The 11899-nt window shown below is 57.6% G+C and carries 10 protein-coding genes; 4 read left to right on the top strand and 6 right to left on the bottom strand.

Translation table 11 applies throughout. The features are described from left to right. The first annotated feature begins 30 nt into the window (after positions 1-30). Positions 31-732, top strand: a complete 702-nt coding sequence (locus tag HY010_15670; protein ID MBI3477171.1) for a hypothetical protein — start codon at positions 31-33, stop codon at positions 730-732. On the opposite strand, the gene HY010_15665 is transcribed toward HY010_15670, so the two are convergent. After that, positions 701-1984, bottom strand: coding sequence for an ArgE/DapE family deacylase (locus tag HY010_15665; protein ID MBI3477170.1), 1284 nt, complete (start codon positions 1982-1984; stop codon positions 701-703). The two genes, HY010_15670 and HY010_15665, sit on opposite strands and share 32 nt — an antisense overlap. 64 nt (positions 1985-2048) lie before the next feature. Continuing rightward, entirely contained in the window at positions 2049-2705 is a 657-nt protein-coding gene (locus HY010_15660; GenBank protein ID MBI3477169.1) for a pyridoxamine 5'-phosphate oxidase family protein, read from the bottom strand. A 180-nt stretch (positions 2706-2885) separates the two neighbouring features. Between HY010_15660 and HY010_15655 the strand changes: the two genes are divergently transcribed. Continuing rightward, positions 2886-3275: a hypothetical protein gene (locus tag HY010_15655; protein ID MBI3477168.1), complete on the top strand. Its 390-nt coding sequence runs from the start codon at positions 2886-2888 to the stop codon at positions 3273-3275. 62 nt (positions 3276-3337) lie between these two features. Here the strand turns inward: HY010_15655 and HY010_15650 are convergent, their stop codons facing one another. The 3 genes from HY010_15650 to HY010_15640 form a co-directional block, all read right to left on the bottom strand. Continuing rightward, positions 3338-4123, bottom strand: coding sequence for a Crp/Fnr family transcriptional regulator (locus HY010_15650; GenBank protein ID MBI3477167.1), 786 nt, complete (start codon positions 4121-4123; stop codon positions 3338-3340). Positions 4124-4401: 278 nt separating this feature from the next. Next, positions 4402-6981: a VacB/RNase II family 3'-5' exoribonuclease gene (locus tag HY010_15645; GenBank protein ID MBI3477166.1), complete on the bottom strand. Its 2580-nt coding sequence runs from the start codon at positions 6979-6981 to the stop codon at positions 4402-4404. Positions 6982-7129: 148 nt separating this feature from the next. Next, positions 7130-7657: a DinB family protein gene (locus HY010_15640; GenBank protein MBI3477165.1), complete on the bottom strand. Its 528-nt coding sequence runs from the start codon at positions 7655-7657 to the stop codon at positions 7130-7132. A gap of 279 nt (positions 7658-7936) precedes the next feature. On the opposite strand from HY010_15640, the gene HY010_15635 reads away from it, so the two are divergent. Continuing rightward, positions 7937-8458, top strand: a complete 522-nt coding sequence (locus HY010_15635) for a polymer-forming cytoskeletal protein (protein MBI3477164.1) — start codon at positions 7937-7939, stop codon at positions 8456-8458. 158 nt (positions 8459-8616) lie between these two features. Here the strand turns inward: HY010_15635 and murJ are convergent, their stop codons facing one another. Then, positions 8617-10170: a murein biosynthesis integral membrane protein MurJ gene (gene murJ / locus HY010_15630; protein MBI3477163.1), complete on the bottom strand. Its 1554-nt coding sequence runs from the start codon at positions 10168-10170 to the stop codon at positions 8617-8619. A gap of 196 nt (positions 10171-10366) precedes the next feature. Here murJ and HY010_15625 point away from each other — a divergent pair, with 196 nt between their 5' ends. After that, entirely contained in the window at positions 10367-11734 is a 1368-nt protein-coding gene (locus HY010_15625; protein MBI3477162.1) for an aminotransferase class III-fold pyridoxal phosphate-dependent enzyme, read from the top strand. Positions 11735-11899 lie beyond the last annotated feature (165 nt).

Raw genomic sequence — 11899 nt, 5'->3', positions numbered from 1 at the left:
ACGTGCACAGTTCACGAAGTGCGGAGAAACATGCGCTGGTCACCTTTAGTACTACTGCACATTAGCGCCGGAATCACAGGCTTACTCGCCGGCACCGCAGCCATGTCTCTCCGCAAAGGCTCCCCAAGGCACGGCATGGCCGGGAGAGTATTCGCCATCGCCATGTTGACCATGTCCGGCAGCGGCGCGTACCTGGCGTTGATGAGATCCCAGTTAGGGAATGTTCTGGGCGGCGTGATCACGTTCTACCTGGTTGCTACCGGATGGTCGGCCGCCAGCCGGGGCGACAAGAACGGCGAAACGAAACTTCTTGATTGGGCCGCTCTCCTGGTTGCCGCAGTGTTCGAAGGCGTGGTGCTGACGTTTGGCTTCGAAGCCCTGTATAGCCCGACTAGACTAAAAGAAGGATATCCACCGCCGTTGTATTTTATTTGGGGTTTCGTGGTTTTGCTGTGCATCGTGGGAGACGTTCGCATGCTCGCCCGTGGCGGCATTTTTGGCACTCAGCGGGTTGCGCGTCACCTTTGGCGCATGTTGTTCGCGTTATTCATTGCAGCAGGGTCCTTTTTTCTCGGACAACAAAAAGTATTCCCCGTTGCATTGCGCGGACTGAAGATATGGTTTGTGCCGCCTGCCCTGGCGCTGCTCTTGATGATCTTCTGGCTGATTCGCGTCCGGATAACGAAGGCGTACCAGACGCCTAGACAAATTCTCCGCCACACCACTGCGTGATGATGGTGGCCAGCACTTTGGCTGCGGAAAATACTTCCTGCAAATCGACCCACTCATCGACGGTATGCGCCTGCTCGATGTTGCCCGGTCCGTAGAGAACGGCCGGCACATGGCCGTGGTTCGTGAACAATCGAAGATCGGATCCGTAAGTGACACCTTGCAGCACCGTTGGCTTGCCGAGTACTTCGGCGTGGCATTGTTGCAACGACTCGACAATCGGATCGGTCAGCGGTGTCTGTCCGGATTCGAATTGTCCTTCGAACCATTCGAGTTGCGGGGGATGCATCTTCATCCATTCGTCCGCTGCCACGGCGCGATCGAGGGCGGTCGTCAGCGCCTTTCTTGCGTCAGCGGTTGATTCGCCGGGCAGAACTCCGAACCGGCCTTCGATCACCACCTCATCGGGCACGGTAGAAGGCCAATCGCCTCCGTGAATCGTGCCGAAGTTTACGGGCGCAATGTTATTCGGATCCGGATACAGAGCATTCTTGTACTCCACGTGCCGCCGGCGCTCCAATTCCTGCACGGCCTGCAGCAAGGGATAGAACTTTTCAATCGCACTCACACCATGCGGTTTCATGCACGCGTGAATGGCGCGTCCTGCGACTTTCAGGCGGAAGGTCAGCGCACCGGATTGCACCGGACATGCATGGAGGCAAGTCGGCTCCGTAATGATCGCCGCATCAGCCTTGAATCCCTTGACGATGGTCGTGAGCGTACCGACCCCGCCACTCTCTTCGCCGATTACGCTTTCGAGCAACACGTCGCCCGCGGGACGAAATCCCAGATTCTGCAGCGCCTGCACAGCGAACGCGTTTGCTGTAAGTCCGGCTTTCATATCGCAGGAGCCGCGTCCATAAAGCTTGCCGTCTATTACGGAGCCGCTCCAGGGCGAGGCCGACCACAACGATTCATGGCCTGTAGGAACAACATCCATGTGGCCGTTGAGGATCAGGGACCGCCCTCTATTTTCGCTGTTGGGAGTCGCGCTCCAGCGTCCCACCACATTCAGGCGGTCGTTGAAAGGAACCAGGTCATCACAAAATGCAGGATGCGATTCCAGTTCTTCGCGCTTCGACGTCAGGATCTGAGGCGAACAACCGAGGGCCCGCAGCTTGTCGGCATAAAAATGTTGCGCCGCCTGTTCCCTGCCCGGAAGACTGGCAAACTGCACCAGGCGCGCGAGGAACGCGGTCATTTCACTCTGCAGTGAGTCAACCTGCGCCGTGATTTTCTGAACCGTCGAATTCATGTTGCTAGTGTGGAGCGGGCGCCCCCCCGCTGCCTTTGACTTAATGCTCTTATCTGACCGCGTCTCAGCCCTTCTTGCGCGAATACTTCCGCAGATACTCCGGCAATTCCAGTTCACACCGTTCGTCACGAATGGGCGTCCCAACGGTCGTATCGAGCGGAATGACTCCGGCCCACGTGGGGAAGGAGTAGTCCGGCTCATCGTCAATCGCCGGACCCTTGCGAACCTTTGCGGAGAATTCTTCAATCGGTACCCGCAAAGCCGAAGTGGCCTTCAACTCTTTCTCGTTGGGCTGGCGAGAATCGTCCCACCTGTGGGGAATGATGTGCTCGGTCAAAACGCGCAGGGCCTTGAGCTTTTCTTCCGGATCATCCACCAGCGTCGCCGTGCCGAGAATTACGACCGAGCGGTAGTTCATCGAATGATTGAAGATCGAACGCGCCAGCACCAGTCCATCCAAGAGTGTGACCGTGATACAGACGCGGATTCCCTGGCTCAAATTCCGGAGCATGCGGCTTGCAGCGGAGCCGTGAATGTAGAGGACGTTACCATCTCGCCCATAGGAGGTTGGGATCACGAAAGGCTGGCCGTCGACTACGAAGCCGACATGACAGAGGAATCCCTCGTCGAGAAGTTGGTTGACGGCATCGCGGTCATAAACTGCGCGATCCGGTTCACGCACGACTCGCGTACGTGCGGTTGGCATGGAATTGCTGGACATGGAGCGTACTTCCCAGGCAGGCGCCAAGAATAGTGAAGGGCAATTCTACCAGCACCTCGGGCGTCATTCCCCAATGCCCAATCCTTGCATCCTATGGCGTACGTAGGTAATGAGCACTTGCGCGGCCCTTAACGGTAAGATATGCCTTGAAAGGCAACTGCGATGAAGACGCGAGGACTCATGAGCAAACGATTGTTGGCGATTCTCACATTGATTGCCGCACTAGGTTTCGGAGCACCGTCGGTGTTGGCCGATAAAGACGACAAAGGCCACAAACACAAACACGGGAACAAACACGCCGATCGCGATGATGACAACGATCAAGGCTGGGAACACCGGGACGGTTACGAATATCGCAGCTATGACCGCGACGGGCGTCCTCCCGGATGGAGCCGCGGGCAGAAAACAGGCTGGAAGAATTGCGGGCTGCCTCCCGGCCAGGCCAAGAAATATGGTTGCCGGGCCTACACCTATCAGGGACGTCCCCACTACTACTATCAGGACGAAGCTGGGCGGATCATCATTCGACGGCCCATCATTGAGATTCACGGTGGAGTTGTAGTTCGCTGAGACTCGTCGAAGATAGTTGCGAGCCTGGTCATCAGGCGCAGCTAAAGCAGTGATGAACCCTGTTATGCCTGCGCCAACCGTTCCAGCGCTGCCATGTTCTTGATCAACAACGTGGCGCCCTTCAATTCCACTACGCGCTGCCGTTTCAGTTCGCCCAGGATGCGGGTCACGGTCTCGCGACTGGTTCCAATCAGTTGCGCTACTTCTTCATGAGTAAGGGCGAGGGTGAGCCGCATGGTGCCTTCGTTCATGTGTCCGTCTTCGGACCAGTGCAGCAACAGTCGTGCGAGTTTTTCTTTCACGGACTGCGATAGCCCAATCGAACGAATCACTTCATAGGCAGAGTGGCAATCGCTGCTCAGTTGCTCGGCGATATGCAGGCAGGCGTCGCCATGCTGCTTGATGAACAGAAGAAAATCGGCACGGCTGATAAACGCCAGTTGGCAGGGTTGCAGAGTTTCCACTGTCAGTTCCTGCGTGCCGCCGGTGACCACGGCGTGCAGTCCCAGGATTTCTCCGGGCTGGGCAATCTTCATGATGAAAGTCTTGCCGTCGCGGTTGGTGCTCATCAACTTCACGCGGCCCTGGCACAGGACAAAAACTCCGCGCGGTGTCTGGCCTTCCACGAGAATCACCGATTCCGCCGGGTGGGTGGTCGGATGGGCGATGCGGTCTAGACCTTCCAGCGTGGCTTGGGAGAGCACAGACGACGAATGCTGAGCGCGCAGTGCGCTGCTCACGCAATTGTCCGCAACGGTCAAACCGTAGGGGGTAATGGCATGCGCATGAACCGCCCGATGGAAGTCTGTCAGTGAAACCGGAGCCACCCCAGCCAATGTCGCCGCCATGAAGATTCCTCCCCTTTCGGTGGCCCATTCGCGCCACCTTACACCTATGTAACGGCAAACCGGAGGCCATCCTTCTAGAACCAGGGCGAATCTGATGTAACCCGAACTAAATAAAAGAGTTTCAGGCAGCAGGTAGGTATGTAGAAGCATTGCAATCAGCTTCAGAAACAGGTGAAATGGGTTATTTCACACAGTATTGCGTGATTTCCATCACAAATTAGAGTGACAGGTTGGCGGGATGGACGCCCTCTCTGCCTGCAACTTCGTATCGTCCCTTTTCACTTTCGCCGGCGCGATGGCGGACGCAGCTCCTCGAACACCGCAAACTGCAGTTTCTTTTCCACCGGATCGATTCGATCCAGCAGGACTCGTACCCGGTCGCCCATGCTGTACGTCCTGCGGCTGCGTTGTCCGATAATCTGGCGGGTATTTTCGTGAAAAGTGTAACGGTCGTCAGCCAGAGAATCCAGCGGGACGAGCCCCTCCACAAAAAGGTCAGTGAGTTCCACGAAGAAGCCGTACTTGGTGACGCTGATAATGAGGCCGTCGAAGTCCTCGCCAACGCGGGACTCCATGAACTTTACTTTCTTCCACTCCATCAGTTCCCGTTCCGCTTCATCGGCGCGACGCTCGGTGGTGCTCGATTCTTCCGCGATACTATGCAGTTCTTCGATCGCAATCGGCCCGCCGAGTGGCTCCAGTTCCGCTTGATGAGCAGCATGATCTCGCCGCTTTGACCACGGAGAAGGTTGCTGTGGCGCGGGCGCCCCCGCCCGCGAATTGTCGGGGGCTGAAGGCTCACGCTTTTTTGTATGATCCCCGCCACGACTAAATTCGTGCGTTCCCGTGGCAACACCAACCGGCACGTCTCCATCCATTTTTTCGGCAGACTCGCGCAGGACGTCTTTCAAAATACGGTGCACGATCAGGTCCGGATAGCGCCGGATCGGCGACGTGAAATGCGTATAGGTCGGAGCCGCCAAGGCGAAGTGTCCGTGATTCTCCTCCGAATACCGCGCCTGCTTCAGCGAGCGAAGCATGAGAAAGCTGAGAATGCGTTCCTCCGGCGTACCAGCGATTTTGGCGGACAGCTTCTGATACATGCGCGGCGTGATGTGGACTTCCTTTGGCACCTCAATTTCGCGCGCGCCCTTTCCGGTGCCATGGGCGGAACGGCGGTCGGTCTTCATCTGCACGCGATGAATCGGCAGAGCGCCTACGCCTAACGAGTATCCAAACGTGGACGCAATCACCTCAAAGTCATAGACCCGCTTGGCATCCGGCTTGTCGTGGATGCGGTAAAGCGATGCAATGCGTTTATTTTCGAGATAGTGCGCGACGCTTTCATTGGCAGAGAGCATGAATTCTTCGATGAGCCGGTGCGCGATGTTCCGCTCCGAACGCGTGATGCTCTTCATCAATCCATGTTCGTCGAATTCGATAACCGCTTCGGGCAGATCGAAGTCGATGGATCCGCGACGCTGCCGCTTCCGGTTCAGGATCATCGCGAGGTCACGCATCCGTTCGAAATTCTCGACCAGCGGCGCATAACGTTCTCGCGTAGCCGCATCACCTTCGATCACCGCATTCACTGCCGTGTACGTCATGCGTTCAACGGAGCGGATCACTCCTTCGTTGACCTCGTAACCCAGCACTTCGCCTTGATGATCCATTTCCATCGTGCAGGACAAGACCAGCCGGTCGACTTGCGGTCGCAGGCTGCAAATGTCAGTCGAGAGTTCGAGCGGCAACATCGGTACGGCACGGTCAGGAAAATAAACGCTGGTACCTCGCAGGCGGGCTTCTTGATCGAGCGGCGCATCGGGCGTGACGTACTGTGCGACGTCCGCGATGTGAACTTGCAGTTCATAGTTGCCGTTTTCGAGGAGGCGGACATGAACGGCGTCGTCAAAGTCGCGGGCAGTTTCGCCGTCGATCGTCACGATCGGCAGGTCGCGATAGTCGCGACGCCGCTTCAGCTCCGCTTCGGGAATCACCGGACTGATCGCCTGCGCCTCTTCAATCACTGCCGGAGGAAAACGGTGTGGCAGATGAAATTTTCGGATCATGATCTCGACATCGACGCCGAAATCATTTTCTTCTCCGAGGATCTCGATCACGCGTCCGCGCGGATTCTGCGTCGCCGAGGGCCACTCCGTAATCTCGACATCGACGATCACTCCCTCGAGATCCCGCCAGTCCGCATGCTGCGCGGCCTCTTTGCCCACCACACGATGTTGCGCTACTGGTTTCGCCTTCCCCTGTGCGCTTTTCCCCGTGTCCTCCGTGGCCCCCGTGGTTGCCGTTTGAGGTTTTTCCATCCGCGGTGGAATCACGATCTGCTGCCCAACTTTTCCATCCAGCGGGGTAACGTAGTTGCCGCGATTTCCGTAGTGAAACACTCCCACCAGCGTCGGATGCGCGCGCACCACGGAGCGAACGACACGCCCCTCGGCCCGTCCCTCGGGACGAAAAGCCGTGATCTCGACTAATACCCGGTCGCCGTGCATTGACGATCCGGCGGCATTCGGAGGAATGAACACATCGCCACTGAGACGAGATTTCAAACTGGGATCGAGCGTGGCCGCTTCCGGAATGACGAAACCAAAACCATCGCGATGCATGCTCAGACGTCCCACGAACATGTTGCGATTGGTGGTCGGAGAAGCCTTCGGCAGGGAGTAGCGGCCCGAATCGATCTCCAGAAGTGCGCCTCTCTTTACCAGAATGCGAAGCCGGTCGGCCAACTCCCGGCGTTCGTCACCCTTCACGCCGAGTTCGCGCAGCAATTGTTTGTACGTCGCCATCTTCTTAGACTGGCGATCGATGTGACGAAGAATGAAAGCGTCAGAGAGCATCAAGGTTCAGGTCTTAGGTGCTAGGTGTTAGGTGTCAGGTCGCGGGAATTGGAACTGTTGGTCAGATGTCGCGACATCGTTGCTTCAAGACTCAGGTACCAGTTCGGTTCTGTGCCTGACACCTGACACCTAAGACCTGGCACCTTCCTCACAAATATTTCTCACTCAGCACTTTCCGGTGATGCAATTCGTGCCCTGCGATGATGTAGGCCAGTGCGCGGACGCTGGCTGGAGAATTGTTGGCCACACCCTTACGGGCGCCGCCTTCGGCATCGACATGCCGGAACAGCGCCACCGTTGCCTGGCGAACGGTTAGAAATTCGTCCAACAGATCGGCCAGCGTCCGCTGGCTAAAGTTGCCGTCGCGGACATAGTCGTCCTGCTCGAACCCTGCCAACGGTGTCTTGTCCCCGCGGGCGATCCGCAGCGCGCGATAGGCCATGATCCGCTCGGTGTCGTTGAGGTGCCCAAGCATCTCTTTGACACTCCATTTGCCCGCAGCATAACGGAAGTGCGCTTTCGCGCTCAAAGACTTGAACAGAGCCACAGTTTCTGGCGCCTGCTGTTCCAACAAGCCAACGATGTCGCCAGAGGGCACTAGAGAAACGTATTTGTCGTAGTAAGGATTGAATTCACCGGGCAGGGGTCGGCCAAAAGAAGCGGTCAGAGTGCTCATAAAATCTCCCCAGAATCCGCACCAAGGTGGGATCCCTTGTGCGGCTCTCTTCATACTATCGCGATAGAACATTTACCGCCGAGCCGGGAAGGGGTTACACGCTTTCGATGACTTCTGCCCGCTTGAAACCGGGGTTGCAATGGGGGGAACCACGAAAAGACCTAGTAAATACTGGATTTCCACAGTCTGGCGCGGAAAGTCCGGAGTACAATCGCATTTGGCAGCCGAAGTGCGGCGACGTATCTGAAATTCCTCATTAAGGAAAGGAATCTGAGCACAATGTGGAAGCCTACCAATCAACCTGGAACGCCTGGCCGACCGGCGGAGCCGGAACGTCCGACGATGTCTACACCGACCGCGCCCGTAACCAGCGAACCCGCTGCGCCCGCGCGTCCGGTGACCACCACCACTTCTGACCAGGCGACGATCGGCAAGTCCCTTGTGATCAAAGGCGAAGTTACCGGGTCCGAATCACTTTATATTGATGGCCGGGTCGAAGGTTCGATCAACCTCTCCGGCAATCGCGTCACGGTCGGCCGCAATGGCGTGGTCGCAGCCAACATCAACGCGCGTGAAATCGTTGTCCTGGGCAAAGTCCGCGGCAATCTGACCGCCAGTGATCGCGTCGATATCCGCAGCGACGGTTCGCTCACCGGCGACGTCGTCGCAGCCAGAATCTCGATTGAAGACGGCGCCTTCTTCAAGGGCGGTATCGACATCCGCAAAGCGGGTGGCAAGCCGGAAGAAGTTAAGAAAGAGTCGTCTGTGTCGGCACCAGAGGCTGTGGCGGCGCGGGCGTAAGTTTCAAAGTCGACTGGTTATCAAAGGCATCCCCCGGTTGGGAGATGCCTTTTTCTTTTTGCAAAATGCATTCCTCTGTGACCTCCGTGACCTCTGTGGTTGGGACACAAAAGCTTGAACCACGGAGGACACGGAGGTCACAGAGGACTTCTGGATCTTCAGCTTTTTCTACGCAGGGCGGCTGGAAGTTGCGAGCGCAAAAGCCATAACCCTGCGGCCACGGCCCCGGCCCAGGTTAACGTGCCGAGCACGAGGGCGAGCAAATCGGCTCGGCGGCTGCCATCGAGTGCAATGATGCGCGTCACCTCATAGCTCAGCCCACCGGACGCGATTCCAATCAGCGCCGCCTTGCCTAGTTCCTTCCAGTTCATTCCCCCGAGCGATACCATCCCACGCAGATGCAGTAACAGGGCAATCGCCAGGGCGTTCGCTGCGATTCCAATATCGGACGCAATCGCGAGGCCGGTTACGGAGAGCGTCCGAAACAAAACTGAATACACCGGCAACGAGGCGAGAGTGATCAACGTGGTCGCCACCATCGGAGTCAGCGTGTTGCCGGAAGCATAGAACGCGCGAGCGTAGAGTGCCTGCGCGGACCACAACGCGAGCGAAAGCGAGAACCAGAAAAAGTAGATTGCGGTGGATTCGGAGTCTCCGAAAGTAAATCGGCCGCGGCGATAGACAAGATCGATCACCGGCACGGCGACCGACATCATCAAGCCTGTGATGAGCAACGAAGCCGCTGTGATGCGATAGACCGAAGCGTTGACAGTCTCGGCGAATTCATCGAATTTCTTGTCGCCAAACAGACGGGAAAAAAAAGGTAGCGAGGCCTGCCCGGCCGCCTGTCCGAGGATCGCAATGGGCACCGCGAACAGGCGCTTCGCATAATTCAGTCGCGCAATGTCGCCGATACCGCCGGAAGCAAAGTAGCGCAGAATCCAGTCGTCCGCCGTGACCAGTGAAACGCCGAGCATGAGCGGAATCGACAGGCGCACCCACTCCCGGAACGACGGGTTCTTGATGTCAAAGCTGGGACGATATCCCGTGCCGATTTTCGCTGCTCCAATTGCGTTGATCAGGAACGGTCCCACGATACTACCGATCACCGCACCATAGGCCAGCGAAGCAATTCCGAACTGGTGCCCGGCAACAACTCCTCCAGCAATAATCGCAACGTTATAGAGCAGCGGCCCGAACGCGGGGAACAGAAACAGCCGGTGCGAGAGCAGAACCGCGGAAACGACTCCACCAACATAAAAGAAGATCTGTGCCGGCAGCAGGATGCGGGTCAAGTGAATGCAGAGTTGCATTTGCTCGGCATTGAATTTGTGGAACATCCAGCCGCAGAACTGGGGCGTAAAAATCTCTGCGATGATCGTGCCGATGATCAGCATGGTGGTCATTACCGTGATGATGATCGAGAAAGTCTTTTGCGCGTCCTGCTCGCGCTTCTCGGCGAGGAAGCGTGTGTAGATGGAGATAAATGTTATGGACGCTGTGCCGCCAGCAACGATGTAGTTGAGCCAGTCCGGCAGAGTGAATGCGGCTACGTAAGCGTCTGTTTGCTGGCCCGCGCCGAAGGCATAGGCGATGTACGCTTCGCGGATGTAGCCGATCACGCGCGACAACGTGATCGTCGTCATCAGGAGCAGGGTCGCGGAAAACGCGCTGTGCTGGTGCGACGGCCGGAAGATTCGCGGAATCCACATCTATCGCAGGGTAACGCATCCGAGCGAGACCTGGGGGGCTATCGGTGGTGGCGAATCGGAAATGACAAGTGTGGCATTCCTCCGTGACCTCCGTGTCCTCTGTGGTTCAAGCTCTTGATCTCTACCACGGGGGGCACGGAGGTCACGGAGGAATGCAATTTTGACATCGGGTCTTCCCGATTCGATAATTCCTTGCGTGACTCGACCTGATCAGAATTTCCGTACTCCCGTTCTGCGTCGCTCCTTTCGCAAGCCGTATCCGGCGGCGGTACGCGGCGAAGGCGTCTACGTTTGGGACGCCGACGAGCATCGCTATCTCGATTTTTCTGGATCGGCCGCCGTAAATTTCATCGGACACGGCGTCCGCGAGATCGGCGATGCGATGCTGGAGCAGGCGCGCCAGCTTGAGTTTGTCCACACCAGCCAGTTCACGACACCGGTGGCAGAGGAATTTGCTGCCGAGATGCTGGAGTTTGCCGGCCCGCACTTCCGCGGCGGCGCGGTGTACTTCACCTGTGGCGGATCGGAATCGATCGAGACCGCGTTGAAGCTCGCGCGGCAATATCAGGTGGAAATCGGCCAGACAAGACGCTATCAGGTCCTGAGCCGCAATCAGAGCTATCACGGATCGACGCTGGGAGCGCTCGCGGTTTCCGGTAACAAGAAACGGCGAGAGATGTATCTGCCGATGGTGCGTGAGTTCGCCCACATCGGGATTCCTTACTGCTATCGCTGCGACTTCGACTGCGCGGACGGTTGCCGCAATTGCGGCCAGCAATACGCCGCTGAACTTGAAAACGCGATCGTCGCCGCGGACGGCCAGGCCGCCGCTTTTATTTTCGAGCCCATGAGCGGAGCGACACTCGGAGCCGTCACTCCGCCGCCCGGATACCTGCAGAGTGTCGCGGAAATTTGCCAACGTCACGGCGTCCTGCTGATTGCCGACGAAGTGATGACCGGCATGGGCCGCACGGGGCGCAACTTTGCGGTCGAGCACTGGCAGGTTGCGCCGGACATCATCGTCGCCGCGAAAGGCGTTTCTTCGGGATACGCGCCGCTCGGCGCAGTCATCGCCAGCAAAAAAGTTGTCGATGCGATTGCCGATGGACCCGGCGCCGGTGCCTTCCTGCACGGCTTTACTTACAACGCGCATCCGGTATCGGTGGCGGTGGGGCGGGCGGTGCTGCACCGGATGAAAACGCTGAATCTGGTGCGTGCGGCGGATTCGAGTCTTGAAGGCACCATAGCTTCGACACTCAAAGCTGCACTAGAAAGTCTGGGCGATCTCGACGCCGTTGGTGACGTCCGAGGCCTAGGCTTGTTGTGGGCCGTGGAAATCGTCCGCGACAAAAAAACTAAGCAACCGTTTTCGGCGGAGAAAAATTTCGCAGGACTCGTTGGCCAAGGCTGCCGCAAGCGCGGACTGCTGGTGTATCCGATGCAGGGATGCATCGACGGAATCTCCGGCGACCACCTGTTGATTGCGCCCCCGGCCGTGATTGCAGCCGAGCAGATTGGGTGGGCGGTAGATCAACTGCGGGCGGCGATCGGGGAGGCCATTTAGGTCTCATGTCGAACGCCGACCATCTGTGAACCTTCCTTAGATTCTGTCATCCCGAGCGAAGCGAGGGATCTGTATCTGCCGCGAACTGCAGATCCCTCGCTTCGCTCGGGATGACAGTTCTTAACTGAGAAATCCGGAATAAGAAATCCGGGCCTAAATAGCCTC

This window comes from Acidobacteriota bacterium (assembly GCA_016196065.1).
GTDB lineage: Bacteria > Acidobacteriota > Terriglobia > Terriglobales > Acidobacteriaceae > Acidiflorens.
The sequence above is the reverse complement of the archived record's forward strand: the minus strand, read 5'-3'. Positions and strand labels throughout refer to the sequence as shown.

Excerpts from the sequence above, each read along its gene's own strand:
- HY010_15635 (MBI3477164.1), top strand. The coding sequence starts at position 7,937 with ATGTGGAAGCCTACCAATCAACCTGGAACGCCTGGCCGACCGGCGGAG.
- murJ (MBI3477163.1), bottom strand. The coding sequence starts at position 10,170 with ATGTGGATTCCGCGAATCTTCCGGCCGTCGCACCAGCACAGCGCGTTT.
- HY010_15665 (MBI3477170.1), bottom strand. The coding sequence starts at position 1,984 with ATGAATTCGACGGTTCAGAAAATCACGGCGCAGGTTGACTCACTGCAG.
- HY010_15640 (MBI3477165.1), bottom strand. The coding sequence starts at position 7,657 with ATGAGCACTCTGACCGCTTCTTTTGGCCGACCCCTGCCCGGTGAATTC.
- HY010_15670 (MBI3477171.1), top strand. The coding sequence starts at position 31 with ATGCGCTGGTCACCTTTAGTACTACTGCACATTAGCGCCGGAATCACA.
- HY010_15660 (MBI3477169.1), bottom strand. The coding sequence starts at position 2,705 with ATGTCCAGCAATTCCATGCCAACCGCACGTACGCGAGTCGTGCGTGAA.
- HY010_15645 (MBI3477166.1), bottom strand. The coding sequence starts at position 6,981 with ATGCTCTCTGACGCTTTCATTCTTCGTCACATCGATCGCCAGTCTAAG.
- HY010_15650 (MBI3477167.1), bottom strand. The coding sequence starts at position 4,123 with ATGGCGGCGACATTGGCTGGGGTGGCTCCGGTTTCACTGACAGACTTC.
- HY010_15655 (MBI3477168.1), top strand. The coding sequence starts at position 2,886 with ATGAGCAAACGATTGTTGGCGATTCTCACATTGATTGCCGCACTAGGT.